We start from the raw sequence: 25,314 nt of genomic DNA, 5'->3' as shown, positions 1-25,314 counted from the left end.
GATGCGGTCGCATGACATGTTCATTAAACCAAATTTTTGTTCCTAGTTCCTTGAAGCCAGGGGAAAATGAAAACGCGCTTAACAACTGATACTCCGATAGGAAGCTACGCACCAGATTTTGAACTGCCAGGTATTGACGGGCAGGTTCATCATCTCAGTCGTTATCTCGAAAAGTTCCACGCAGTTGGCGTCGTTTTGATGTGCAACTACTGCCCTTATGTTGGACATTACCTGGAACGGTTGAAACAAATTCAACAAGAGTTTTCAAGCTTTGGGTTTACGCTTATTGGCGTAAATGGCAGCGCTGCGAACCAAGACTTAGTGCAAAGTTTTGACCGGATGAAAGGTTTTGCCCAGAAGCATGAACTTAACTTTCCCTACCTATGGGACTCAACGCAAGATGTAACTCGCAGTTTTGGCGCCATGACTACGCCAATGTGTTTTTTAATAGATTCTGAAGGAAGAGTACGATATCGTGGGCAAATAGACGACAACCCGGAAAACCCGGAAGCAGTGCAGGTACGATATCTTAGAAGCGCGATAGCGTCACTGTTTGGTAACAATAATATAGATATTACAGAAACTGAGCCAATCGGCACAAAAATTATTTGGCGTGACTAAAATTTGTCACAAGTAGAGACATATTGTCGTCATACTGCTATCTTAAATTGGAGGAAATTACAACTTTTTTTCTTTGAAATAAAACGAAACTTCATGGGTACACATTACCGACGGGTTTTACTTAAACTGAGCGGTGAAGCCCTAATGGGCAACATGGGTTATGGAATTGACCCCGAAGTGGTCAAGAACATAGGACAAGAAGTAGCAGAGGTAGTAGCCACAGGTGTTCAACTCGCTATTGTCGTAGGGGGGGGCAATATATTTAGAGGTGTCAAAGCCGCGTCGGCAGGAATGGACAGAGCAACCGCTGACTACATTGGCATGATTGCCACGGTAATGAACGCCATGACACTCCAAGACTCCCTCGAACGTATAGGAGTACAGACAAGAGTTTTAACGGCTATTGCTATGCAAGAACTAGCAGAACCTTATATACGCCGTCGTGCCATCCGTCATCTAGAAAAAGGACGGGTGGTTATTTTTGGCGCCGGTTCTGGAAACCCATTTTTTACCACCGACACTGCTGCGGCACTACGCGCGGCTGAAATTGAGGCAGAAGTCATTTTTAAGGCTACAAAAGTAGACGGTATTTATGATGCTGACCCGATGAAAGTACCTGACGCCAAACGCTATAAGACTTTGACTTATTCTCACGTTTTGGCAAAAGATTTGCGAGTAATGGACAGTACCGCGATAGCCTTATGTAAGGAGAATAATATTCCGATTCTCGTCTTTGATCTAACCACTAGTGGTAATATTTACCGCGCAGTTGTGGGAGAATCGATTGGAACGCTTGTGGGAGGTTCTTGTGAAGTTAGCTGACGCTGAGAGTACCATGCAAAAGACCGTTGAATCAACGCTACGGTCTTTCAATACTATTCGCACTGGGCGCGCGAATTCAAGTTTACTCGACAGAATTTCTGTAGAGTATTACGGTACGCCTACATCTTTGAAATCGCTTGCGAACATTAGTACTCCAGATGCGACAACTATTTTAATTCAGCCTTACGATAGAAACACACTAACTCTCATCGAAAAGGCAATTTCAATGTCGGATGTGGGTTTAACACCCAGTAACGATGGTTCGGTGATTCGCCTGAATATTCCGCAATTAACGACCGAACGGCGGAAAGAATTTGTCAAAATTGCAGCTAAATATGCCGAAGAAGGGCGCGTTGCAATTCGTAATATTCGTCGTGATGGCGTTGAGTCGATTCGCAAGCAAGAAAAGGCATCAGAAATATCTGAGGATGAATCTCGCGATTTACAAGACAAACTACAAAAACTAACAGACAAATATACTGCTAAAATTAACGATTTACTGGCGGAGAAAGAAAAAGACATTACTACTGTCTAGCTCTAACTCGGTTAGTCGTTAATACTTTGGGCTGTTGGACGGGGTAAAAGGAGAAGGGTGAAGGATGTTTGTTCCTTTGCTTTTTTCCTCTTACCCCTTTTTAAGCTTTGCTTTCTTATTGATAAGACTTTATTCAGGTAGGTATAAAATTTTATGTATGACTGTATAATCGTCGGTGCCGGACCTGCGGGTGGAACTGCTGCGTATCATTTAAGCAAGAGGGGACGTTCGGTATTAGTTATAGAAAAAGAATCTTTACCACGGTATAAACCTTGTGGTGGTGGAGTATCTCCTCAGATCGCTGAATGGTTTGACTTTGATTTTAGTCCAGCGATTTCGGTTAAAGCTGATACAATTCGCTTTACTTGGAAAATGGATGATGTTATTGAGGTTGAACTACAAACACCAGAGCCAGTATGGTTGGTTCGCCGTGATGTATTCGACCATTTTATTATTCAGCAGGCTCAAAAGCAAGGCGCTGAACTGCGCGATAACACCGAAGTAACGGGTATTGAATTTAAAAGTGATTACTGGGAAGTTAATACTAAAAATGGATGTTTCCAGGGTCGCTATATTATCGCTGCTGATGGCGCCTTTGGACCAATGGCAAAATGGCTTGGTTTTAAAGATAGGTTACGTCGTCTAGCTGGTGCTTTAGAAGCTGAGGCGCCTGCTATTGTTGAAAGAAAAAATGTCATAGACCTAGAATTTGGCATTGTAAAAAACGGGTATGCGTGGAATTTTCCGAAAGCTGATGGTTATTCGATTGGTGTAGGTACTTTTATTGGTGGGCAAGCACAAAACTTTAAAAAAATCGTTGACGAATACGGCAAGAGCTTTAATTTGAATGTTAGTACGTGTAAACAGTATGGTCATGCTCTGTGTTTATGGAACGGTGAACAAACTCTTCACACGACTAATGCTGTTTTAGCTGGTGAAGCTGCTTGTGTTGTTGACCCAATGACTGCTGAAGGTATTCGTCCGTCAATTTTTAGCGGACTCAAAGCTAGTGATGCCATCGATGATGCTCTTAGTGGTGATATCAACGCACTAGAAAATTACTCCAATATTATGAATTCTGAATGGGGCGCCGATATGGCGTGGGCTTCAAAAATAGCAAGTCTTTTCTACCGTCTGCCTCACGTTGGTTATAACCTGGGTGTTAAACGTCCAAGTGGTCCACAATTGATGGGCAAAATTCTTTGCGGACAACTACGTTATAGAGATGTTGCTGGTCGTGCGATTAAACGTTTAACTCCTTTTAGCGGTAGTTAAAAATTTGTAGTTTTTGGGGTTGGGTTGTACCCAACCTACATCTATTAACTTGATATTAGAGTGTTAATAAGAAGCTAGATGCAATGTGATTATTTATAATTAATTTTGTTGATTTTTATTTTTATAAAGAATATTTGGGATTAAGTAAGAGCAAAATCAAAGCAGCCAGATATGACTCTAGCTGCTAAAAGTAACATTGAATTTTTTGTACTCATTCCCAACGTGCGTATTAAATGTGTCGGGAATGTATCAATCGTCTAAATTTAAGATAGCGAAAATTTCGGCAATAGAGTGCCGTTTATAACACGATACAGTTTGTAAGCCTGTGGTTAAAACTAGTTGATTAACTCTATTGCTGAAAATTTACTCTTCGTCATCTTCGTCTTCATCTTCATCTTCGTCATCGATATCTGAGTCCTCTAACTGGGAACTCTTTTTATCGCCGTCAACTTGAATCAGATGAATATGTTTGTATCCAAGCTTAATTTCAAACTCATCACCAGGCTCTAAACCCATTGCTTTGGTATATGTTGCACCAATAACAATTTGACCGTTTTGATGGACACTAACACGGTACGTAGGTTCACGACCACGACCATCTTTGGGAGATTCTGGACTCAAAGGAATTCCTCGAGCCGATAGCAAAGCGTCGTAAAAATCAGTCAAGTTAACTCGTACTTGACCACCTTTAGTAGTGGTGTAATAGCCACATTGTTTAGCTCTTTCTCGTCTTGGTAAAGTTGAAAGCTCTTTGACTTTAGCAAGCAGGGCTTTTCCGGTTAATGGCGCGGTAGCTGTTTCACTCATTCGATTCAAATTATCCTATAAAGGTCTCCAAACGTTTTAACTGGGTAATGAAATACCACATATTGAGCCAATTTTATTTGCACGGCGGCTCATATCCAGGGGTTACGGCAGATTCCTGCTTATGAAGAACTTTGAGACTTTCTGCGGTGAAGGTTTCCCTCACACAAAGAGAGTTCAAAAATATCAGCAGGTTTGAAACGCGGTAATATTACGGCATTTGTAACCATCATTCGCCATCGGTCAGAGAATTCTTTTCTACGACTGGCATTGATGTGGCAATTTGACTTCAAGCCAACAAAGGTAAAATCGGTGGCTGAAAGATTGTGAGGAGGGGAGCGTTGAGTTCCAGAATTACATTCAGGAAAATTTGGCTCATCAAGATTCGATACCTGCTCATGTTCTATAACAGCTATGTTATAGACTTGCACATGGACAGGCTTTTAACGACTGCACTTACCCAAATCAAGAAACAAGTTTTAGAATGCGCGCATTCATTAACTCAGTTCAAGAGCGAACAGTGCATAGTATATATCGAGGGTATTGAGGTTATACACCTTTTTCTCGTACATGTAAAGACGATATTTTCACGTCTTTACAATTACGAATAAACAAAGCAGTAATATTCGCACAGTCAGGGCGATTTACACTCGATTTGTCACTCCGTTATTTTATATTAAATACTAGCATGGACTAATAATAGCAAAATATTTATTTAATTTAGAATTAAATTTACGATACACTTTACATATAAATTTCTACCTTTAGGGTGAGTATTGGCTACTCAAGAAATCAAAATTCACCATCCGATGCCTTACATATTTCGGCAACATGAGAATCAGCGAAGGCTAAATTCTTGGGTATTGGATGAGGTGTTGACTTGGAGGCAAGACAATTTAACAATTCTATATATCCAACAACTACAACCTTACGGTAAGGTGTTGATGTTCGCGTCAAATACGTGTTTGAACATATTTACATATTTGAGGTTACGTGAGCCACGGGTAGGTCGTGGTTGGTTTGCTTGTTATAGCTGCTTAATATTGCCTGTGGAGCGCCCAACCAACTCTTATAAGTTGTAGTGTCTTGGATATTACGCTTATGTAATTGAATCAGATTCTGAGCATATGGATTTAGATTTAATGGTTATACTTGGAAGATGTTCAGACCAATTGGAGGTGCCGCGCCTTTCATCTTAAGTGTGCTGTAATCAAGACATTTGCGGCTCTTCAGTACTAAAGAGCAGGGATTGATGATGCTGAGTGAGAATAATAGCCACTGCGGTGTGTAATAGATATTAACCGAGTTAAATACGATATATAGGATTTGTGTATATGGAAGTTATCTTTAAAATTATTCGACAAAAACCGAACTCCAAGCCTTCGGTGCAGGATTATTTGGTGGAAACCGAGCCTGGAAATACAATCCTCGACTGCCTTAATAAAATTAAGTGGGAGCAAGATGGAACTCTAGCATTCCGTAAGAATTGCCGTAACACTATTTGCGGTAGTTGTGCTCTTAGAATCAACGGACGTTCGGCTTTGGCTTGTAAAGAAAATGTTGGCAGCGAGATTGAGTTCTTAAAATCATCATATGAAAATACAGCTACAACAAATACTTACGAGGGCAAACCAGTTTTAACAGTGGCGCCTCTGGGTAATATGCCTGTTATTAAAGATTTAATAGTTGATATGAACCCTTTTTGGGACAATCTTGAAGCTGTGGCACCATACGTTAGTACTGCTGGACGACAAGTACCAGAACGTGAATTTTTACAAACACCATCCGAACGCGCACTTCTTGACCAAACTGGTAATTGTATTATGTGTGGCGCTTGTTACTCAGAATGTAATGCGCGCGAGGTGAATCAAAATTTTGTAGGACCTCACGCACTGGCAAAAGCATATCGAATGGTAGCAGACTCACGCGATAACAACACTGAAAATAGGTTAGAAAATTATAACGAAGATAGTAAAGGTGTTTGGGGGTGTACTCGTTGTTATAACTGCAACTCCGTTTGTCCAATGGATGTTGCTCCTTTAGATCAAATCACTAAAATTAAACAAGAAATTCTAGAGCGGAAACAAAAAAGCGATGGTCGCTCAATTCGTCACCGTAAAGTTTTAATTGATTTAGTCAAAAACGGTGGTTGGATTGATGAGCGTAAATTTGGGTTACAAGTAGTTGGGAATCAATTTCAAGACCTCAATGGTTTATTGAGTATTGCTCCTTTAGGACTACGAATGCTTAAGCGTGGAAAATTTCCCCTCAAATTTGAGCCATCTGAAGGAACACAACAAGTTCGTTCTTTAATTGAGGCAGTGAAAAAAGAAGAAAGTTAGGAGGCGCGGAGTTATAAAAAATTACTCAGCACTCAGCACTCATCACTCAGCACTCTCTTACCTTGGGTCTTGGGGGATGTTTAGGGGTTGTCCTGATGCTCGGTCGTACACTAATATGTCCCATTGACCGTTTACTGTTGTCTCGAAAGCAATTCTACTACCATCTGCGCTAATAGTAGGATTGCGAATTTCTGCCTGCAAATTTGTCGTTAAATTGCGTGATTGTCGCGTTTCTCTATCGTAAATAAATATACCTGACCTACCTTGACGACTTGCGGCAAATACGATGTAGCGACCGCTTTCTGTAACGCTAGGATGTGAGGTAATTGTATCAAATGAATTTAAGCCTGGTAAATCGATTAAGAAGCGTGTAGCTGTATCAAACATGTATACATCTTGACTGCCTCTACGGTCGCTAGTGAAAACGATGTATCTACCTGATATTTGAGGATTTAATTCTGAAGCAAAACTATTTAGACCTCTGCCACCTGGGTCAAAAGGATAGGTTAATATACGTGGATATCCACCACATCCACCTAAAAAGCCTAGGCTTAACAATAAGGGTATAAAAATAGATTTATTTGTCATGCTTTCATGTAGCCATACTAGCCATACATTAGGGTGATGTTAGGGTGGATTGATTGGCGCCCCATTTGGAATATCTAATTCAATATTTGGACCTCGGTCGAGTACTTCAATATCCCATTGACCGCGTGCGCTAGTTTCAAATACTACATATCGCCCATCTGGACTAATGTTAGGATTACGCACCCAGCCGCGATAAATTGGGGTGAGAATCTGCGACTGTTGGGCAGCACGGTCGTATAGTCCAATAACGGGTCTACCTTGGTCGCTTGTAATATAAGCAACATAACGTCCTGTGTAGCTTAAACTCGGACTCTCAATAATTGTATCGGGTCGGGTTAAACGTGGGATACGAAAGAATTCTTGCTGTTGCAAATCGTATACTAGTAGTTGATGGGCGCCGTTACGGTTTGAAATAAACGCTAAAAAACGTCCGTTACCGCTCAACGCTGGTTGTTCTTCGGTAAAACGACTGTTGAGCGATGTCGGACCTATAGGAATATTGTCAGAACTACAAGAAGTAACGACTAAACTAAAAAGTAGACTCCAATAGATTTTATTTTGGAGCCATTTAGGTGTAAGTTTTTTCACCTTAACTATTTTCCATCGGGTTCACGCTCACCTATTTAAATTAAAACAGGTCAGTGTAATATTACTAGCTCATTGGCAAATCGTCATCATCAAACTTGGTTGGTCGCTCTGGTCTTTCTTTTGGTTGCTCAAGCGGTGTATAATCAGCAGTCGGTATTGATTCATCTATATCGAAATTATCTGAACGCGCTCCTTCTGAAGAAGGTCTTCTGCGTCTAGGTCTCGTTGGTGCAACATCATCGTTGGAACGAGTTTCTGGACGTTCGGAACTGCTGCCACGACGTGAAGTTCTACGTTCTTCGCTAGCTGGGCTATCCCAATCTTCGTTATTGCCCCTTGAGGAGCTTGAAGAATTCCAATCGTCATCATCAAACCTTGGGGAAGTACGACCTTCTGTACGAGATGTTCTCTTCCGAGCGGGTTTATCGGTAGTTAAATCATTTCTATCGTTACTACTGCGACGCGATGTACGACGTGAAGAATCTACGTCCGAATCTTGATAATCATCGTAACCGCTTCTAGGGCGCCGTTCGGGATTACTACCACGAATTCGAGGACGTTCTTGATATTCGTCGTCCTCATAATAAGGAAGTGGCTCTAAGTCCATGTCTACTCGTTCAGCTTTAGAAGTTCTACGATAACTTCCGTAGTTTTTACTAACAGGACGGTCTTCGTCAACAATTGGTGTGTTGCGCTTTGCTTGTTCGGTTGCAATACTTCGCAAACGAATACTCTCATAAGCAAAAAACACCGTTGACCCTACAAGCATTAATTGACCAAATTGCAAAATCGGGTCAAGGCGCCAACCTTGAAATATTAATATAAACCCGCAAAGCAAACCAACTGCCGCGAAAAATATATCGTGGTCGCGGGCTAATTCTGGTTTAACGTTACGAATGAAATAGAGAGCTGCCCCAGCAACAGCCAGGAAAATCCCTAAAAAAGTAGCTGGGGTGGCGCCTACATTTACCTGAGCCAGAACACTGGCGCTTGTCAGCCCAAAAATTAGCATTATCTTTTACCTAATCTCAAAATCTATGTTAGCGGCTTAATATTAAAAACTCTACTCTAACAAATCACAATAACAATATATGTACAAGAGACATCATGATTAGATACAGGACTTTCCCCTAATTTTAGAAGATTTTTTCCAAAATTAGGGGAAAGTAGAATCTGTCAACACTTGAGACAATTTTAAGAGTCACGCTGACTCTCAAAATTCTAGCCGCGCTGGATTTTATCTTTTTGGCTGACAAATATCAATCCCACGGTTGCGGGAACGACGACAATCAATGTACCAGCAAGTAGACTCCAAAGAAAATTTGCTAAAGAAGGTGTCATAACTTTAAACCAGCCTTTTATTACATACTTACTAACAATTCTAATAGTGTATAGCGTACTTGAAAAGGAGTAAAAGAAATTAACTGTATGAGTTTTGCCCATTTCACCTTCGCGTTAAGATGAAAGAAGTCTTAACAAAGCTTAAGGTTATTCAGTATACAACCTATGACACCTGTAGATATTACAACTTTGATACTTGGTCCGTTGTTAGGACTAATGATTTTTCTGTTTATTTTCCGTATAGTCCTGACGTGGTACCCACAAGTAGACTTAAAGCGCTTTCCATTTAATCTAGTAGCGCTGCCAACTGAAATTTTCTTGATTCCAACGCGCAAAATTGTCCCACCGATTGGTGGGGTGGATATTACCCCCATTATTTGGGTGGGTATCGTTAGCTTAATACGCGAGATTTTACTTGGACAGCAAGGGTTGTTGACGATGATGAGTTAGAAAGTGCTGAGTGCTGAGTGCTGAGTGACAAAAAACTCCTAACTCCTCACTCCTCACTCCTAACTTATTTAAGGTTTTGCTTCGTTCATTTCTTGGACAAAGTTAGTGTATACCTCACCTTTGAGGAATTGTGGTGTTTCCATAATTTTTTGATGGAATCCTATTGTTGTGGGCAGTCCGGTGATAGCGCATTCACGCAGCGCGCGCTTCATTCGGGTTATGGCTGTTGGACGGTCGGGACCCCATACGATTAATTTACCAATGAGCGAATCATAATAAGGGGGTATTTGGTAGTCGGTATAAACGTGAGAGTCGATTCTTACACCTGGTCCACCTGGTGGAAGGTAGCCACTAATACGACCTGGCGCCGGACGAAAATCGTGGTCTGGGTCTTCAGCGTTTATACGGCATTCTATTGAATGACCTCGAAGTAATATTTGGTCTTGTGTAAATTTTAGTCTTTCTCCTTGAGCTATACGTATTTGCTCTACCACTAAATCAACACCAGTAATCATTTCTGTTACAGGGTGTTCGACTTGAATACGGGTGTTCATTTCCATGAAGTAAAATTGTCCCGAACGGTCAAGCAAAAATTCAATGGTTCCGGCGCCGCTGTAATTAATAAATTGAGCAGCTTTGATAGCAGCTTGTCCCATTTTTTCGCGTAGTTCGGGGTCTAAGGCAGGACTGGGAGCTTCTTCTAATAGCTTTTGATTACGACGTTGAATCGAACAGTCACGCTCAAATAAATGTACTACATTGCCGTAGTTATCTGCTAAGATTTGAAACTCAATGTGACGAGGACGTTCAACGAATTTTTCTATATAAACACCAGAGTTACCAAATGCGGCGCCTGCTTCTCCTTGTGCTGCTAAATATAGTTTGACAAATTCGCTTTCTGAATGTACCAATCGCATACCACGTCCACCACCTCCAGCGGTAGCTTTAATCATGACAGGGTAGCCAATTTTTCGTGCAATTGCTAACCCCTCACTTTCAGATTCGACTAACCCATCACTTCCTGGAACTGTTGGCACAGAAGCACGCTGCATCGTTTCTTTCGCCGTTGACTTATCTCCCATCAACCGAATTGATTCTGGAGATGGGCCAATAAATGCAATTTTATGGTCAGTACAAATTTCAGCAAAGCGTGCATTCTCTGACAGAAAACCATAACCAGGATGAATCGCAGAGGCTCCCCTAGTCAAAGCTGCCGCAATAATATTAGGTATATTCAAATAACTTTTAGCACTAGCAGGTTCCCCGATACAAACCGCTTCATCTGCAAGTTGAACATGCAGCGCATTGCGGTCAACCGTAGAATGAACAGCAATCGTCGCAATCCCCATCTCCTCACAAGCCCGGAGAACGCGCAACGCTATTTCTCCTCGATTAGCAATTAATATTTTGTCAAACTTCATCTTTTAGCTTCAACAAGATTGAATAAATAGACCTACACGCTTTGTCATACCAGCGACTCAAGGGTTAATTCTAGATTATGACAGCATTTGAGCTTTATGCTGTCCACAATAAAAAATTAAGTATTACGAACTGCTTCACTACGTTAGCAGCATTTTAAAACCTTGCTGTAGCGCAAGTTAGTTTCACTTATATTAAAATTTTTTCACTCCCCTATCGCCATAACCAGATTTATGTGTTATATTCTCTATTTAGTTGAATAAGTTGAGCGGATGTGGCGGAATTGGTATACGCGCACGTTTGAGGGGCGTGTGCCTTTGGCTTGCGAGTTCGAGTCTCGCCATCCGCATTATGATATTTTTCAATAATTTTCACATTGTAGAGACGTGATTAATCGCGTCTCTACATTTTTTGCTGGTTTTTGTGCTTTTATATATATAGATAAAGTTTTGTAAAGAATGACTGCTATATTTACACCAACGAATAATTTAATAGTGCCCAATGCTTGGCATAGGTTATCTCCTAGTTGGGCAGGTACTGACGAAGCAATTCAAAAGGGTTTGCCTCATCACGAATTGGCGCCAGCTTGGCAATTGTTGCTTTTGGGTGATGGTTCTCCGACAAGGCATTTACAATTGTTAACTGGCGAACCTACAGAGGTTGATGTCATTGATATGTCGTTAATTGGCATGGATATGGATGGGGCACCTGATTTAATTCAAGCTGTACCGGGACCACGACTACGGCGGCAAGTTTGGTTACGCACAGCTAGTGGGCAACGTTTGGCATATGCAACTTCATGGTGGGAAGCTTCGCATGTGGATGAGTATTTACAAAATCGTTCGTTACCAATTTGGGCAAGTCTCGCGCGCTTGCGTACAGAACTTTATCGCGATGTTCAAGGAATTTACTTTGGTCACTCTCAAGCATTAGAGTCAGGTTTTGACATGCCTGGGCCTTTTTGGGGGCGCCATTACTTGTTTTGGCATCATGGGCAACCTCTTACTTTAATTTACGAAGTTTTTTCTCCTTATTTGGCAAAATATCTCGGCTCTCCAAAGCTTTGATTGATTTAATATCATATTTTTTATACCCGTTGATGTAGAGACGTTACATGTAACGTCTCTACGGCGTTATGGTTTTTAATAGGTAGTAAATAATACATCAATGTAGATTATGGAAGTGTTATAAGTTAAGCAGTATTCGCATGTAGATATAATGGTGCTTTGTTGTTCAGATGATTAAAATTTACGGTTTTAAGCAGAATTTTGATATTAAACGCTTCTAATGGCTTGAATTCTGAGTTTTAGACGTTATTTTAAAATCTAAGAAACCGGGTTTCTTGTTGATATATTGTAATAAAAATGACAATTTGTCTGCGACAAGGAATGCGTAGAAACCCGGTTTCTGATTAATTTAAGCAATATTGATGAGGTGTAAGTCCCAATGGCACGGGTAAGTGTGTGTGTCTCAATGAAAAAAAAGAAACCGTCTCTGATACTGACGTTATCTTCTGCTGGATTACTGATTGGTGGTGGTATTGCTGGATACTGGCTATTAACACAAGGAAAGCCATTATCTAGGGATTTACCACCTGGAGCGACTATTATTCCTCAAGACGCATTGTTCGCTGTTTCGTTAACAACTGATGTTAGACAGTGGGAGCAGTTACGTCAGTTTGGAACTAGCGAGGTACAAGCAGAAATCGATAAAAATATAGTTCAGTTACGCGACCGTTTTCTTAGTAATAATGGTTACGATTTTCACAAAGATATCCAACCTTGGGTAGGAGAAGAAGTAACTTTAGCGGTTCTTGCTAATGTTGATAGCTCAAAACCACCTGCTAAACCTGTGGCTGAAAATATTAGAACTGCTAGTAGTCAACAGTTAGTTTTGGTATTACCAATTAAAAATGCTCAAAATGCTAAAACTGCTCTAACTCAACTTCAAGCTAAAAAAGGCGCCAGTTTAAAAGAACGCCAGTATAAAAATATACCAATAAAAGAGATTGATATTAATCCCAGTAGCACAAATGAGGATTTTGCTGTCTCGGTTATTGAAAATAAATATGTAGTTATTACTGATGATTCAAAGGCAATGGAGAAAGCAATTGATGCTTACCAAGCAAAAACATCGCTTTCTACAGTTCCTGGGTATGCGAATAATATTTCTAAAATTTCTAGCTACCAGCCTTTTGGTCAATTCTATATAAATGTACCAACGAGTGCGAAAATTGCGAGTGCAGCTCCAAACCGTCAGTTTCCAGCTCAAGTGTTATCGCAATTGCAAACTAATCAAGGTCTTGCAGGAACAATTACTTTAGAAAATGAGGGAGTTAGGCTTAAAGGTGTTTCTTGGTTAAACCCTAATAGTTCACGAGTGTTAAGAGTGGATAACAGTGCGGGGGAAATGCAAAATCGTGTCCCTGCTGAAACACTGATGATGCTGTCAGGTGGAAATTTAGCGCGTGCTTGGGCAGATTATAGTTCAACATCGCAAAATAATCCTTTATCACCAATGCCGCCCGAGCAATTACGTAATGGCTTTAAATCTTGGGTTAATATGGATTTAGAGCGCGATTTTTTGAGTTGGATGAATGGTGAGTTTTCGGTATCAGTAATTCCGACTTCTAAAGATAGTCAAGATGAAACTTTCCGCGCCGCGTTAGTATTTATGGTAAAGACTAACAATCGTCAACGCGCTGATGCTGCTCTCAAACAGCTTGATGAGGCTATGCGTAGTCAGTACCAGTTTAGAATAGAAGAGAAGCAAGCGTTAGGTAAGCCGATTATTAATTGGATTGGGCCATTTGGTACTTTAACTGCCAGTCATGGATGGATGGATGATGATGTTGCTTTTATAGCATTAGGGGCGCCGATTGCTGAGAAAATTTTGACTACGAATCAATCGGATAACTCGCTTGCACGCACTCAAGCTTTTCAAAAAGCAGTTCCATCAGAACTGAATCCAATTAACGGTCAATTTTTCTTAGATGTGGAACGTACCTCTAAAAACTTTCCGTTGCCTCCTTTGTTTCCTAACCAGCAAATATTTTTAAACGCTACACGTTCGATTGGAGTAACGAGTGCAGTTAGTGATAACCGCAGCAATCGTTACGATATATTTATCTCGCTTAAAAAAGGTGGAAAGCCAGCGCCGTTGCCTAGTCCGACTGTAACACCGTAAACCAAAGACGCAATACATTTAACAAATCGTCAGAAAAAGTTAGGATTTAAGTAATAGAATAAACTGTTCAGGAATTGACTGGAGAACACGTTTTATGAATTTTGTCAATCTGGTTGTCCTCCAGAACTGGCTGGACAATGCTTCTTTTGCAGTTTTGTTTATTACGATGCTGGTATATTGGAGCGGCGCGGCGTTTGGGAACCTACCCTTTTTACCTGCACTGGGGACTGCGGGAATGGCGATAGCGAATTTATGCATGGCAACATTGTTAGGAGCGCGATGGATTGAAGCGGGTTATTTCCCTCTTAGTAATTTATACGAGTCGCTGTTTTTTTTGGCGTGGGGTATTACTACAGTACATCTTATAGCTGAAAATACTAGCCGGAGTCGTTTAGTTGGAGTAGCAACGGCGCCTGTCGCTATGGGTATTACAGCTTTTGCAACATTAACTTTACCGTCTGAGATGCAAAAAGCTGAACCTTTGGTACCTGCACTCAAATCTAACTGGTTGATGATGCATGTTAGTGTAATGATGCTAAGTTATTCTGCGCTAATGGTTGGTTCGTTGTTAGCAATTGCATTTCTTGTTGTTACAAAAGGACAAGATATTCAACTTCAAGGTAGTTCGTTTGGTGCCGGCGGATATCGTAGTAATGGTTATCGTTTGCATAAAGCTGGTGAGCTTGTAACGGAACCAGATGTAAATAGTATTGCTGATAACAACGGCTATGGGCGTTACAAAGGCAGTAATAATAATGGAAATGGTTCTTCTGCGGTTTTAAATATTGTTGCGGCTGATACTCAAGCAGTAACAGCATCAACTTTATCACCACAGCGTTTAAGTCTTGCAGAAACATTAGATAATATTAGTTACCGTGTCATTGGTTTAGGTTTTCCTTTACTGACAATTGGTATTATTGCAGGCGCCGTTTGGGCAAACGAAGCTTGGGGTTCTTACTGGAGTTGGGACCCTAAAGAAACTTGGGCTTTAATTACTTGGTTGGTATTTACTGCTTACTTACATTCGAGAATTACACGTGGTTGGCAAGGTCGGCGCCCTGCAATTTTAGCGGCTAGTGGCTTTGTTGTTGTGTGGATTTGTTATTTAGGTGTCAATTTGCTGGGTAAAGGTTTACATTCTTACGGATGGTTCTTTTAATTTGATACCGGGTTTGAAAAGTAGGGTGGGCTTCGGTCTACCTTACTATTTGAAGTTTATATTTAATTTATGTTAATTTGTGACTTTTATATAAAAAATAGATATATTTAAAATAAATATTATAGATGTCTATGGATAATGAATTTCATCGATTACATCACTATGAAGTTGTATCTATAAATACAGAAAATCTAGATAGCTTAGATGTATCAGATACGTTCAAAGTGATTCAACTGTTAGAAGCAATCAAAGAGCTAGTTGGGTTAGAAACAGCAGAGTCTTCATTATTTGATAAAGGTATCGAATGTGAAGTACTGCGTTTTCGTGCTAACAGTTGGAGACGTGGAAAAGTCAGACTATCGTTGGAATTTCGACCTGATGAAAATGAATCACCATTAGAAGATTTTGCTAAAGAGTTACAAGATACAGAAGTTCATAAATGTTAAGTAATAAACCTCTCTTCATCCCCTCCTCCTTTGTGTACTCTGCGTCTCTGTGGTAAAAAATAAAATTCCTGACCTTAAAAAAGGCAGGAATTTAGAATAAAGTAAATAAGTACACAGCAATTCAAAATAATTAATGGTGTGGACTTCTTTACATGCAGCAATACATCGAACTATCCGTGCGCGTAATTTACTTCAACCTCGGCAAGGTTTACTCATTGCAGTGTCAGGGGGTCAAGATTCGTTATGTTTATTAAAGCTATTATTAGATTTACAATCAAAATGGGAATGGCGCCTGGGTGTTGCTCATTGTAACCACTGTTGGCGCCAAGATTCAACGGCTAACGCGCAGCATGTGGAAGAGTTAGTAAACAGTTACTCAGTACCTTTTTACCTCGAAACTGCTGATAAACCTGTAAATACAGAAGCAGCAGCGCGAGACTGGCGTTATCAAGTTTTAACTCAAGTCGCACTTCAACATAATTACGTCTGTGTTATTACAGGACATACAGCTAGCGATAGAGCTGAAACTCTACTTTATAATTTGATGCGCGGTACAGGTGCCGATGGTTTACAAGCTTTAACATGGCGGCGCCAATTAGCTGATAATGTACAATTAGTGCGCCCATTGCTTGAAGTTACTCGTAAAGAGACGGGTCAATTTTGTCAAGATTTTGATTTGAAAATTTGGGAAGATTCTACTAACGATGATTTAAAATACGCTCGTAACCGTATTCGTAAAGAGCTATTACCGTATTTACATCAAAATTTTAATCCTCAAGTTACGTCAAATCTTGCCCAGACTGCTGAATTATTACAAGCTGATGTTGAGTACTTGGAACAAGCTGCACAAGAGTTACGAGAGCAAGCAATGGAAAGTCAATACCCAATTAAATTAAATCGTCGTATTTTACAGAAGGCGCCACTTGCTTTACAACGAAGGGTAATGCGTCAAATATTACTCGAAATTCTTCCTCAGTCTCCAAATTTTGAACATATAGAAAAATTAATTGGGTTAATAACGGCGCCAAGACGTTCTCAAACTGACCCTTTTCCTGGTGGTATTATTGCTTTTGTTGAGGATGATTGGATTTGTTTTGGGTAAAATAAAACGAACCGCAAAGGACGCAAAGGGCGCAAAGAGAATGACTATAAGTAGTATACGCAATTATATTAATGGGGAATGGGTTGCATCTAAAGCTACTAACCAACTAGAGGTTTTTAACCCAGCAACGAGTGAAGTTATCGCGAAAGTACCTTTATCTACTGCTTCTGAAGTTAATGAGGCAGTACATGCAGCTTCTGAATCATTTAAAACATGGCGCCGGACACCACCTACTGAGAGAGTGCAGTATTTATTTAAATTAAGAACTTTATTATTAGAAAATTTTGATGATTTGGCTTCTACTATAACAACTGAGTGTGGTAAAACGCTGGCGGAAGCAAAAGGAGAAATGCAGCGTGCAGTTGAAAATGTGGAAGTTGCTTGCGGTATTCCAATAATGATGCAGGGTGTTAATAGCGAAGATATTGCACGCGGTATTGATGAAATGATGATACGGCAACCGTTAGGTGTGTGCGCGGTAATTTGTCCGTTTAATTTTCCGGGGATGATTCCGTTTTGGTTTTTACCTTATGCTATTGCTTGCGGTAATACCTATATCGTCAAACCTTCGGAAAAAGTACCGTTGACGATGCAAAAAATATTTGAGTTACTTGAAAAAACAGGTTTACCCAAAGGGGTTATTAATTTAGTTAATGGCGCCAAAGAAGCTGTAGATGCGATTATTGATAATCCTAGCATTCGGGCAATTAGTTTTGTTGGTTCTACACCTGTGGCGAAATATATATATAGTCGTGGTGCCGCAAATGGAAAACGGGTACAGTGTCAGGGTGGGGCAAAAAATCCAATTATTATTTTGCCTGATGCTGATATGACCATGACTACTCGCATTGCTGCTGATAGTGCTTTTGGTTGTGCAGGACAAAGATGTTTAGCTGCTTCTTTAGCTGTGACTGTGGGTTCTGCGAAGCAAACATTTACCGAAGCTATTACTGAAACAGCGATGAAGCGAGTTGTTGGTAATGGTTTGGAAAAGGGTGTGGAAATGGGGCCTGTTATTTCTGTTGAAAGTCAACAACGTATTGAAGCTTTAATTCAGAAAGGTACCTCTGATGGTGCAAAATTACTAGTAGATGGGCGCCAACCACAAGTTAGCGGTTATGAAAACGGCTATTTTGTGCGTCCGACGATTTTACAAGACGTTGATCCAAATTCGGAGATTGCGAAGACTGAAATCTTTGGACCAGTATTGAGCTTAATTCATCTTAATACAATAGATGAAGCCATATCGCTCGTGAATAGTGGTCAATACGGAAATATGGCTTGTTTATTTACTACTAGTGGAGGTGCCGCACGCAAATTTCGCTACGAAACAGAGGCTGGTAATATTGGTATCAATATTGGTGTTGCGGCACCGATGGCTTTCTTCCCATTTAGCGGCTGGAAAGAAAGTTTCTTTGGTGATTTACACGGTCAAGGTAATCATGCAGTTGAATTTTTTACACAAACAAAAGTTGTTGTAGAACGTTGGCGTGAAGATTGGGGGCGGCAATTTTGATACAATCTTTATGAATTTATTTTGTAAATCAATTACAGATTTATTTAAGATAAAACCAAGCTATTTGTTATGGTTTAACAATTTAGTGATTCGTGATGTGCTAATTGGTGTTATCCTGTTAATAGGATGGAGATTTGACTCATTAGGGTGCAAAAAAAACGCAAAGCTGTTGCTTTGTGAATTAAATGCCCAATCTTCAGTTTTACTAGGGCTTTTTCCAGGGTACATTCACTATTAACTTTTGTTAAAAAAGGCAAATTATAGGTTTAATTGTGTAGGTTTGGGACAGGCAGGGATGCCTGTTCCACAAGATAGATGGTTTTACTTTGGGAATTCCTAAACGTATTTTTGTATAAATTCACACATTAAATCTACGCGGCCTTTACGCAACATAGCAGGGTCTAGACGCTCTGTTGTATTACATGTCAATAAAATGACTAATTTTTGTTGAATTTGAATACCACCTTCATCGATGACGCTTTGATAGAGCGTTCCGTCGAGTAAGCTAAGAATATGTTCGGTTTTGTTATTATACTGAGCAACTTCTGATGCGCGATTTTGCGCTAAGTTATCGGCTTCATTAATAATTATACAAATGCGTTCTAAGTAGGTGGGTGGAACGAAGTTTGTAATGGCATCGTGGTCTAAAATAAATATTACATACCCAAGTGGTACTAATATTTCTTTGGCAACAGCTTGTGTCCATGCTGTTTTTCCTGTTCCTGGTTCTCCATGCACTAGAACCGCTAACTGATTTTGGTTTAAAACAGTTTGTTGTACGGTATCAGTGAAATTTTGAATACCTGAAGGAAAGGTACGAATTGGATATTGACTTTGGACTTTGCCTACACGACTTTGGTATCCACTCAGCATTACTGCTAAATCATATGTCGCTTTATTGATTAAAGGCGCCAAGTTTCTGGCCATCAAAGAATAATGGCGCCGTCCACGGTCGTATGGGTCAATTTGTAACCAAACGTCATACTGTGACCAGTAAGCGTAAACGGTGTTGAGAACATCAAGACGTTCCCAGCTAATAAATTTCTCTGGTGGAAAATAAAAATCGCGCTCTGAGTAGTACTGTGTGATAATATCGGGACGATCAAGAATTTCTAAGCTTCGCAAAACTGTTATTTCTTGCAAACGGTTCAAAACGTAATCGATAGGAATACTATTGCGACTAACAAACTGGATGATGGGAGTTTCGGTACTTAAAACATCTTTGTAACGATGGTCGGGTGTTAAAGGTTGGGGGGTAATAAAATTCCAATACTTCTCAAACTCCGCACGGGTATAGTCAGAAGCTACGTTTAAGATGTTTGCCCACCAACTGTAATCTCGTCGTCCTAAAGCATCAGCGTAAAAGCTTGCTAAATTAACGCTTCTTTGAGTTAACTCCTGTGTATCGTTCCAAAGTACTTCCCAAAAATACTTAACGTTAAAATCACGGTTAAACGGTCTCCAACCGCTAGCTAGCAGGTTGTGACGATTTCTATTTTCGGCAGAGCCGTCATTGCCTCTAAAATAATCAAAATCCATACTTCAGTTTTATAACACTGATGGAGCTAAATTGGTGGACTCTCTAGAAATAAAAAGGTAGAGATTGGAATCAATAAGCTATTTTTACTTATCTTTTCAAGTGTAGCGTTTTTCTTTTGTTTACTTATTTATCTCAACTATAATTCGTATAAAATAATACATATAATTCAATTTATATATTTTTGTTCTATCATAAATTAAGTGTAATACAGGATATTACAATAACAGTGGCGTGTCAAGTAAAGACGCAATTAATTGCGTCTCTACGTGTATTTTTTTACCACAGAGGCACAGAGAGCGCAGAGAAGTAATATCAAATTTTGCTTAATTCGTCAATTAACTGAGTTACTTTTAATTCAATTTGACCTAGAGCTTCGTCCGCAGCAGTTTTATCGATATCGTGGACTAACCAATACTCAATATTATCAACCCATTGTGGAAAACGTTCGGTCATGAGTGGACGATGTTCTTCTTCGTCAATAGCGATGACTTTGGTAAATGACTGGAAGTCTTCTAGCAGCGCACTTTGGGGAAAGCGTTCTTCATCAAGTAGTGTAATTCCTTTTTGTGCTAATGCTGTTTTGGCATAGTGAGAAATGGCGCCAACATTATTAATACCACGTTCTAGTGCCAAACCGCGTGAGTCAGCTTGCCAGTTGAGTTCATGTTTACGTGCGAGGTAGTTGAACAAGTGTTCTGCAAAGCGACTACGGTAGTAATTACCCGTGCATAGAAAAAGAATGGTTTGCATTTTGATGGTAGTGCTAAGTTATTTGTAAAATTTCCATGTTGTGGAGAGAGACGTAATATATTACGTCTCTACATTAATGTAACTCAGTACCATCTTTACGGAGCAGATATCTATCACTAATTAATTTGATTACTACTCGTCCAATTTCTGGATGTGTTCTTTCTTGTACTGGTTGAATTATTACTCCTTCCATCATACAGCTTGGACTCATATCGCTGTCTTTATTATTGAATTGTGATACTGTTTCCCAACTGTAGGCGCCTTTGTAAAGTAAAGGTACTTTAGGAAGGGAGTATGAGTTACAAAATTCGACAAATTCATCGTAGTTCAGGAATTCACTACCACGACGTACTGCAAATAAGACAATCGCAATTTTACCATTGCTTAAACCATATTTAATGTCTTGTACACCATATATTTCTCCAAAGACTTGGGTGTTTACTGGTAATTGTTGCAAAGCTGGGTTTTCATGGTATGCACGAATATAAACTAGATTTTTATTCGCTTCGCTATTTTTCCAGAAGTAGTTGTGACTGCCAATTTTAACCACTCCCTCATCATCGACTAAAACAGTGAAGTTCGTGCCGTGTACTTTTTCGGTAACTACAACTTCTTCTCCGTCAACGAATACATCTTTATAGCGTTTGATGTTTTCGGGACTTGGAAATTTATATTGTCCAATATGATTTTCCATTTCTCCACTCATTCCGCGTGGGATAGGATATTCATATTTAGTCACACCAAAATGCTCGGTGTAGTCGTCACCAAGTTGACCTGTAAAATTGGCGCCAACTCTTATCAATAAACCTTCAGAAAAAATTCCTCGCAGTCTCGCCGCACGTAGTTTTTTTAAGTAATAGCTGCGAATTCCAAATTCATCTAAATATTTATCTGGAATAACGCTATCGATAGGAAAGTAATATGCTAAATCACCTACTTTAAAGTTACCTTTGACTGTAATAACTTGATATGCCATTCCTTCAAACAGAGCAATATCTAATCTATCTGCATTGGGATGATGCTTAATTTCACTAATTTTTACAACTTCAACTTTTAAAACACTCATATTGTTTTGTACCACCACCCGCACTTGATAAGTTTCATGCTGTATTATTATTGTAGTATATAGATATAATCTGTCAAGTAAGTAGAATTCAGTCTAAAGACAAGCTTTTAGAGCCTACTCTCATCCTTGCTAGGTATGTATTGCAGGTGAAAAGATTATATATTGGTTAACTTATGGTTAAGATAGAGTGATGGGTGCGATGTTTGTTAGTTCTGATGACTGGTTGGAAATAGGAACGAGACTAGTTTTAGCGCTCTTTGTTGGATGCATTATTGGTTTGAATCGTCAAAAAGGTGGTAGAGCAGCAGGAATGCGAACTTTTATGTTGGTAAGCATGGGGTCTGCACTTTTTGTAATGATTCCTTTACAAGCGGGTAGTGATATTGAGAATGCAGCCAATGCGCTGAGTAGGACAATTCAAGGTGTATCAACTGGTGTAGGATTTATTGGCGCCGGATTAATATTACATGAATCACCCAGAGAATCAAAATCGCTAAGAGTGCGGGGACTAACGACAGCAGCATCGATATGGCTTTCGGCAGGTTTAGGAGCTGCGATAGGTTGCGGTTTATGGCAAATGGCTTTACTCGCAGCTTTTTTAACTTTGGTAACGCTGAGTGGAGTTAAGCGTTTGACGGAGTTTTTGAAGTTTTGGGCTTCGAGGAAGAAATTGGCAACGGATAGAACGGATGTAACGGATATTTAGTTTATAAACCGCAAAAATCTTGGGTTTGTCTATTAAAAATTCAAATAATCGTCACAGGTAGTTCACACGGGGTTGTTAGCCTAAAATTAAGCAAATCTTAAATTTATTGTTTATGTACGATTGTTGGCGCTCTCATGTTGTTTAAATGGCAAGAGAGATTTTTAACATGGAGATGGTGGGGAAACAATTGTTGATGCTTTGTGTATCTTGATATTTAGGGAAAAATTTAGTTTGTATGCGTATATTTTCCAAGTTTCGGCGGTCTATATTAATAGGTCTTTTTATTAGTTTTCTTTTGAGTGGTGTATTGTTGCCATCAAATTTCGCTTTCGCGGTTCCTGCGGATTCTCTGACTCAGGGGGTACGGAAAACGGTACTGGCGAATGGTTTAACTGTACTTACTAAGGAAGTTCACACGGCACCTGTAGTTAGCGCGCAGGTTTGGTATAAGGTTGGTTCACGGAATGAGAAAGCGGGTGAAAATGGGATTTCTCACCAGCTTGAACATTTACTGTTTAAGGGTACTACTGCACGTCCGGTACAATTTGGGCGCCTGTTTAGCGCTTTGGGTAGTCAGTTCAATGCGTTTACGAGTTATGACGAAACGGCTTATTTTGGTACGGTACAGGGGGATAAGTTACAAGCGTTGTTAACTTTGGAAGCTGACCGGATGGTGAATTCGGTTATTAATTCTGACCATTTGACAAGTGAAAAGCGAGTTGTAATTTCTGAGTTACAAGGGTATGAAAATTCACCGGAATATAGGCTTAACCGAGCGGTAATGCGTGCGGCTTTTCCATCAAGGCAGTATGGTTTACCTGTAGGTGGTACTAAATCTGATGTTCAGCAATTTACGGTTGAGCAGGTCAAAAATTATTATCAAACTTACTATAGTCCTGATAATGCGACTTTGATTGTGACGGGGGATTTTGCTACAGAGCCGACGCTAAAAGCAATTCAAGAGACTTTTGGAAAGATTGCTAAACGCGCGGCAACTAAAGCTGTTGATGATAAGCAAGAAAGTAATGTAATTGCTGAAAAGCAAAGTGCATTGGTTACTGCTTCAACTAAGGCGCCTATTATATTGAAGGAACCTGGCAGTGCATCTTTATTACAAGTTGTGTATCCGTTGCCAAATTTAACGCATCCTGATGTACCAGCTATTGATGTAATGGATGCTGTGTTAACGGGAGGAAGAAGTTCGCGGTTATATCAAGCTTTGGTAGAGACTGGGTTGGCTAGTTCGGTTAGTGCAAGTCCCGCAGAACTGATAGAACCTGGTTGGTATGAAATCAACGTGACGGCGGCGCCTGGACAAGAGTTAAGTAATATTAGAACAGCGTTACAAAAATCGTTAGACGATATACAGCAAAAGCCAGTTAGTAACCAAGAGTTAAATCGGGCGAAGACTCAATTACAATCTTCGTTTATTTTGGGAAACCAAGATATTACAAGTCAAGCTACACAACTTGGTTATAACCAAATTACAGGTGGAGATTATAAGTTTGCCGAAAAATATTTATCGGGAGTCGCGAAGGTTACTGCTGCGGATATTCAACGTGCGGCAAAAACTTATTTAAATCCTGCCAAACAAACGGTTGGGTTATTTGAACCAACACAACTAGATGGTAAACCCGGAGCTAGCGGTGGTGGTTCTGGAAAAACTGCCGAAAACTTTAGCCCTGGTAAACCTGTAGACCCAGCAGAACTTGCTAAATATTTACCACCTGTAACGAGTGCAACTGCTTCGAGTAAACAAGTATTGCCCGAACAATTCACTTTGAAGAATGGAATGCGGGTGTTGTTGTTACCTGACCGTAGTGTACCGACAATTAATATTAGTGGACAAATTAACGCAGGAACAATATTTGATAGTGATGCGAAAGCAGGTGTTGCTAACTTGGTTGCTAGTAATTTAATGAACGGTACCAAAACACAAAATGCGTTAGCTTTGGCACAAACGCTCGAAGATAAAGGCGCCAGTTTGGGCTTTAGTGCTAGCCGTGAAGGCGTTGCAATAGGTGGGCAAGGATTATCTACAAATATTCCTGTGTTAGTGAAAACACTAGCTGACGTAGTGCAAAATGCAACATTTCCAGCCGAACAGTTGGAATTAAGTCGTAAACGCGCGTTACTAAGCTTGAAAGCACAATTAGATGACCCCCGTTCTTTGGGGAGAAGAGTATTTCAACAAGCAGTATATCCAGAAAATCACCCGTTCCATATTTTCCCAACAGAAACTAGTTTGAAAGGAATTACACGCGATGATTTGGTTGGCTTCTACAAACAATACTACCGACCAGATACTACAACAATTGCGATGGTAGGTGATTTTGAGCCAAATCAAGTAAAAACCTTGTTAAATCAAGCTTTTGGAAATTGGCAAGCTCAAGGTAAGGTGCCAACGGCGAATATTACATCCGTATCTTTACCGCAAACTACAACACGTTTAAACTCCGTAATTCCTGGTAAAGCTGAAGCTGTAACTTATATTGGTTACAACGGTATTTCACGCAAAGACCCACGTTTCTATGCTGCTACAGTACTTAACCAAGTATTAGGTGGTGATACTTTATCAAGTCGTTTAGGCACAGAAGTACGTGACCGTCAAGGCTTAACATATGGTATTTACAGTGCGTTTGCGACGGGTATTAATCCGGGACCATTTTTAATTCAAATGCAAACGGCGCCTGGTGATGCTCAAAAAGCGATAACCAGTGCAGTAGCATTACTAAAACAGCTACGCGAACAGGGTATTACTGACGCAGAACTGAATAATGCAAAACGGTCACTTGCTAGTAGCTATCCTGTAGATTTAGCAAGTCCAAGCGAAGTATCAAGTATTATATTGAGCAACGCAGTTTATGGACTATCACCTGCTGAATTAAGGGAGTTTCCAAAACGCATCGAAGCTGTAACAATGCCACAAGTACAGCAAGTCATTCAAGAGCTAATTCAACCAGATAAATTGGTAATCGTTACCGCAGGTTCGGGTGAAACAGCACAGAAAAATTAATCCGTAAATTGTAGGTTGGGCTAGGCGCCTGACCTACTGTTT

25 protein-coding genes and 1 tRNA gene are annotated in these 25,314 nt (G+C 40.0%); 15 read left to right on the top strand and 11 right to left on the bottom strand.

The window, feature by feature from the left end; all coding sequences use genetic code 11:
* The first annotated feature begins 66 nt into the window (after positions 1–66).
* The 4 genes from DSM106972_RS36290 to DSM106972_RS36275 all read left to right on the top strand — a co-directional run bounded on the left by DSM106972_RS36290 (position 67) and on the right by DSM106972_RS36275 (position 3,253).
* Positions 67–621 carry a thioredoxin family protein gene (locus DSM106972_RS36290; RefSeq protein ID WP_127085236.1) on the top strand — a complete coding sequence of 185 codons (555 nt, stop codon included), beginning with the start codon at positions 67–69 and terminating at the stop codon, positions 619–621.
* A gap of 93 nt (positions 622–714) precedes the next feature.
* On the top strand, positions 715–1,443 hold the full coding sequence (gene pyrH, locus DSM106972_RS36285; RefSeq protein ID WP_073620020.1) for a UMP kinase: 729 nt from the start codon (positions 715–717) through the stop codon (positions 1,441–1,443).
* Positions 1,430–1,978, top strand: a complete 549-nt coding sequence (frr, locus tag DSM106972_RS36280; protein WP_127085235.1) for a ribosome recycling factor — start codon at positions 1,430–1,432, stop codon at positions 1,976–1,978. The genes pyrH and frr overlap by 14 nt, the downstream gene beginning before the upstream one ends.
* Before the next feature lie 153 nt (positions 1,979–2,131).
* Entirely contained in the window at positions 2,132–3,253 is a 1,122-nt protein-coding gene (locus tag DSM106972_RS36275) for a geranylgeranyl reductase family protein (RefSeq protein WP_127085234.1), read from the top strand.
* A gap of 363 nt (positions 3,254–3,616) precedes the next feature.
* On the opposite strand, the gene DSM106972_RS36270 is transcribed toward DSM106972_RS36275, so the two are convergent.
* From DSM106972_RS36270 to DSM106972_RS51720, 3 genes are all read right to left on the bottom strand, one after another.
* Entirely contained in the window at positions 3,617–4,060 is a 444-nt protein-coding gene (locus tag DSM106972_RS36270) for an AbrB/MazE/SpoVT family DNA-binding domain-containing protein (protein WP_073620025.1), read from the bottom strand.
* Between the two features lie 119 nt (positions 4,061–4,179).
* Positions 4,180–4,488: a hypothetical protein gene (locus tag DSM106972_RS36265; RefSeq protein WP_127085233.1), complete on the bottom strand. Its 309-nt coding sequence runs from the start codon at positions 4,486–4,488 to the stop codon at positions 4,180–4,182.
* A gap of 361 nt (positions 4,489–4,849) precedes the next feature.
* Complete coding sequence (locus tag DSM106972_RS51720) at positions 4,850–5,014, bottom strand: hypothetical protein (protein ID WP_158632933.1); 165 nt, start codon at positions 5,012–5,014, stop codon at positions 4,850–4,852.
* A gap of 377 nt (positions 5,015–5,391) precedes the next feature.
* On the opposite strand from DSM106972_RS51720, the gene DSM106972_RS36260 reads away from it, so the two are divergent.
* The gene (locus tag DSM106972_RS36260) at positions 5,392–6,399 is read left to right on the top strand and encodes a succinate dehydrogenase/fumarate reductase iron-sulfur subunit (RefSeq protein ID WP_127085232.1); all 1,008 of its coding nucleotides are present in this window, start codon (positions 5,392–5,394) and stop codon (positions 6,397–6,399) included.
* Positions 6,400–6,456: 57 nt separating this feature from the next.
* On the opposite strand, the gene DSM106972_RS36255 is transcribed toward DSM106972_RS36260, so the two are convergent.
* From DSM106972_RS36255 to psbX, 4 genes are all read right to left on the bottom strand, one after another.
* Entirely contained in the window at positions 6,457–6,987 is a 531-nt protein-coding gene (locus tag DSM106972_RS36255; protein ID WP_127085231.1) for a TolB family protein, read from the bottom strand.
* 39 nt (positions 6,988–7,026) lie between these two features.
* The gene (locus DSM106972_RS36250; protein ID WP_127085230.1) at positions 7,027–7,575 is read right to left on the bottom strand and encodes a TolB family protein; all 549 of its coding nucleotides are present in this window, start codon (positions 7,573–7,575) and stop codon (positions 7,027–7,029) included.
* Positions 7,576–7,639: 64 nt separating this feature from the next.
* Positions 7,640–8,587 (bottom strand): Ycf66 family protein, encoded by a 948-nt coding sequence (locus DSM106972_RS36245; protein ID WP_127085229.1) that lies wholly within the window; start codon positions 8,585–8,587, stop codon positions 7,640–7,642.
* A 209-nt stretch (positions 8,588–8,796) separates the two neighbouring features.
* Entirely contained in the window at positions 8,797–8,916 is a 120-nt protein-coding gene (gene psbX, locus DSM106972_RS36240; RefSeq protein ID WP_026093584.1) for a photosystem II reaction center X protein, read from the bottom strand.
* 165 nt (positions 8,917–9,081) lie between these two features.
* Here psbX and DSM106972_RS36235 point away from each other — a divergent pair, with 165 nt between their 5' ends.
* Positions 9,082–9,366: a YggT family protein gene (locus DSM106972_RS36235; RefSeq protein ID WP_073620033.1), complete on the top strand. Its 285-nt coding sequence runs from the start codon at positions 9,082–9,084 to the stop codon at positions 9,364–9,366.
* A gap of 68 nt (positions 9,367–9,434) precedes the next feature.
* On the opposite strand, the gene accC is transcribed toward DSM106972_RS36235, so the two are convergent.
* Entirely contained in the window at positions 9,435–10,787 is a 1,353-nt protein-coding gene (accC, locus tag DSM106972_RS36230; protein ID WP_127085228.1) for an acetyl-CoA carboxylase biotin carboxylase subunit, read from the bottom strand.
* A gap of 266 nt (positions 10,788–11,053) precedes the next feature.
* Here accC and DSM106972_RS36225 point away from each other — a divergent pair.
* The 7 genes from DSM106972_RS36225 (at position 11,054) to DSM106972_RS36195 (ending at position 18,194) form a co-directional block, all read left to right on the top strand.
* Positions 11,054–11,134, top strand: a tRNA-Leu gene (locus DSM106972_RS36225).
* A gap of 109 nt (positions 11,135–11,243) precedes the next feature.
* Entirely contained in the window at positions 11,244–11,852 is a 609-nt protein-coding gene (locus DSM106972_RS36220; protein WP_127085227.1) for a chorismate lyase, read from the top strand.
* A 406-nt stretch (positions 11,853–12,258) separates the two neighbouring features.
* The gene (locus DSM106972_RS36215) at positions 12,259–13,971 is read left to right on the top strand and encodes a DUF3352 domain-containing protein (protein WP_186538827.1); all 1,713 of its coding nucleotides are present in this window, start codon (positions 12,259–12,261) and stop codon (positions 13,969–13,971) included.
* Positions 13,972–14,065: 94 nt separating this feature from the next.
* The gene (ccsB, locus tag DSM106972_RS36210) at positions 14,066–15,130 is read left to right on the top strand and encodes a c-type cytochrome biogenesis protein CcsB (protein WP_127085225.1); all 1,065 of its coding nucleotides are present in this window, start codon (positions 14,066–14,068) and stop codon (positions 15,128–15,130) included.
* A 131-nt stretch (positions 15,131–15,261) separates the two neighbouring features.
* Complete coding sequence (locus DSM106972_RS36205; protein WP_127085224.1) at positions 15,262–15,576, top strand: KGK domain-containing protein; 315 nt, start codon at positions 15,262–15,264, stop codon at positions 15,574–15,576.
* Positions 15,577–15,709: 133 nt separating this feature from the next.
* Positions 15,710–16,678 carry a tRNA lysidine(34) synthetase TilS gene (gene tilS / locus DSM106972_RS36200; RefSeq protein ID WP_127085223.1) on the top strand — a complete coding sequence of 323 codons (969 nt, stop codon included), beginning with the start codon at positions 15,710–15,712 and terminating at the stop codon, positions 16,676–16,678.
* Positions 16,679–16,718: 40 nt separating this feature from the next.
* Positions 16,719–18,194, top strand: coding sequence for a CoA-acylating methylmalonate-semialdehyde dehydrogenase (locus DSM106972_RS36195; RefSeq protein ID WP_127085222.1), 1,476 nt, complete (start codon positions 16,719–16,721; stop codon positions 18,192–18,194).
* A gap of 336 nt (positions 18,195–18,530) precedes the next feature.
* Here the strand turns inward: DSM106972_RS36195 and DSM106972_RS36190 are convergent, their stop codons facing one another.
* From DSM106972_RS36190 to DSM106972_RS36180, 3 genes are all read right to left on the bottom strand, one after another.
* Positions 18,531–19,733: an AAA family ATPase gene (locus tag DSM106972_RS36190; protein ID WP_127085221.1), complete on the bottom strand. Its 1,203-nt coding sequence runs from the start codon at positions 19,731–19,733 to the stop codon at positions 18,531–18,533.
* 313 nt (positions 19,734–20,046) lie between these two features.
* Complete coding sequence (locus tag DSM106972_RS36185) at positions 20,047–20,484, bottom strand: arsenate-mycothiol transferase ArsC (RefSeq protein WP_127085220.1); 438 nt, start codon at positions 20,482–20,484, stop codon at positions 20,047–20,049.
* A gap of 73 nt (positions 20,485–20,557) precedes the next feature.
* Entirely contained in the window at positions 20,558–21,550 is a 993-nt protein-coding gene (locus tag DSM106972_RS36180; protein WP_127085219.1) for an RNA ligase (ATP), read from the bottom strand.
* A 190-nt stretch (positions 21,551–21,740) separates the two neighbouring features.
* Between DSM106972_RS36180 and DSM106972_RS36175 the strand changes: the two genes are divergently transcribed.
* Positions 21,741–22,256: an MgtC/SapB family protein gene (locus DSM106972_RS36175; protein WP_127085218.1), complete on the top strand. Its 516-nt coding sequence runs from the start codon at positions 21,741–21,743 to the stop codon at positions 22,254–22,256.
* A 235-nt stretch (positions 22,257–22,491) separates the two neighbouring features.
* On the top strand, positions 22,492–25,272 hold the full coding sequence (locus DSM106972_RS36170) for a M16 family metallopeptidase (protein ID WP_127085217.1): 2,781 nt from the start codon (positions 22,492–22,494) through the stop codon (positions 25,270–25,272).
* Positions 25,273–25,314 lie beyond the last annotated feature (42 nt).

The organism is Dulcicalothrix desertica PCC 7102 (genome assembly GCF_003991905.1).
Taxonomy (GTDB): Bacteria; Cyanobacteriota; Cyanobacteriia; order Cyanobacteriales; family Nostocaceae; genus Dulcicalothrix; species Dulcicalothrix desertica.
Note: the sequence above shows the minus strand (reverse complement) of the source record. Positions and strands in the feature narration are given on the sequence as shown.

What these genes read in the sequence shown, in the direction of transcription:
- DSM106972_RS36275 (WP_127085234.1), top strand. Translation starts at nt 2,132, where the DNA reads ATGTATGACTGTATAATCGTCGGTGCCGGACCTGCGGGTGGAACTGCT.
- DSM106972_RS36235 (WP_073620033.1), top strand. Translation starts at nt 9,082, where the DNA reads ATGACACCTGTAGATATTACAACTTTGATACTTGGTCCGTTGTTAGGA.
- DSM106972_RS36255 (WP_127085231.1), bottom strand. Translation starts at nt 6,987, where the DNA reads ATGACAAATAAATCTATTTTTATACCCTTATTGTTAAGCCTAGGCTTT.
- psbX (WP_026093584.1), bottom strand. Translation starts at nt 8,916, where the DNA reads ATGACACCTTCTTTAGCAAATTTTCTTTGGAGTCTACTTGCTGGTACA.
- DSM106972_RS36220 (WP_127085227.1), top strand. Translation starts at nt 11,244, where the DNA reads ATGACTGCTATATTTACACCAACGAATAATTTAATAGTGCCCAATGCT.
- DSM106972_RS36270 (WP_073620025.1), bottom strand. Translation starts at nt 4,060, where the DNA reads ATGAGTGAAACAGCTACCGCGCCATTAACCGGAAAAGCCCTGCTTGCT.
- DSM106972_RS36260 (WP_127085232.1), top strand. Translation starts at nt 5,392, where the DNA reads ATGGAAGTTATCTTTAAAATTATTCGACAAAAACCGAACTCCAAGCCT.
- DSM106972_RS36185 (WP_127085220.1), bottom strand. Translation starts at nt 20,484, where the DNA reads ATGCAAACCATTCTTTTTCTATGCACGGGTAATTACTACCGTAGTCGC.
- accC (WP_127085228.1), bottom strand. Translation starts at nt 10,787, where the DNA reads ATGAAGTTTGACAAAATATTAATTGCTAATCGAGGAGAAATAGCGTTG.
- ccsB (WP_127085225.1), top strand. Translation starts at nt 14,066, where the DNA reads ATGAATTTTGTCAATCTGGTTGTCCTCCAGAACTGGCTGGACAATGCT.
- DSM106972_RS36245 (WP_127085229.1), bottom strand. Translation starts at nt 8,587, where the DNA reads ATGCTAATTTTTGGGCTGACAAGCGCCAGTGTTCTGGCTCAGGTAAAT.
- DSM106972_RS36170 (WP_127085217.1), top strand. Translation starts at nt 22,492, where the DNA reads ATGCGTATATTTTCCAAGTTTCGGCGGTCTATATTAATAGGTCTTTTT.
- DSM106972_RS36290 (WP_127085236.1), top strand. Translation starts at nt 67, where the DNA reads ATGAAAACGCGCTTAACAACTGATACTCCGATAGGAAGCTACGCACCA.
- DSM106972_RS36190 (WP_127085221.1), bottom strand. Translation starts at nt 19,733, where the DNA reads ATGGATTTTGATTATTTTAGAGGCAATGACGGCTCTGCCGAAAATAGA.
- DSM106972_RS36205 (WP_127085224.1), top strand. Translation starts at nt 15,262, where the DNA reads ATGGATAATGAATTTCATCGATTACATCACTATGAAGTTGTATCTATA.
- DSM106972_RS36175 (WP_127085218.1), top strand. Translation starts at nt 21,741, where the DNA reads ATGGGTGCGATGTTTGTTAGTTCTGATGACTGGTTGGAAATAGGAACG.
- pyrH (WP_073620020.1), top strand. Translation starts at nt 715, where the DNA reads ATGGGTACACATTACCGACGGGTTTTACTTAAACTGAGCGGTGAAGCC.
- DSM106972_RS36180 (WP_127085219.1), bottom strand. Translation starts at nt 21,550, where the DNA reads ATGAGTGTTTTAAAAGTTGAAGTTGTAAAAATTAGTGAAATTAAGCAT.
- DSM106972_RS36215 (WP_186538827.1), top strand. Translation starts at nt 12,259, where the DNA reads ATGAAAAAAAAGAAACCGTCTCTGATACTGACGTTATCTTCTGCTGGA.
- DSM106972_RS36195 (WP_127085222.1), top strand. Translation starts at nt 16,719, where the DNA reads ATGACTATAAGTAGTATACGCAATTATATTAATGGGGAATGGGTTGCA.
- tilS (WP_127085223.1), top strand. Translation starts at nt 15,710, where the DNA reads ATGGTGTGGACTTCTTTACATGCAGCAATACATCGAACTATCCGTGCG.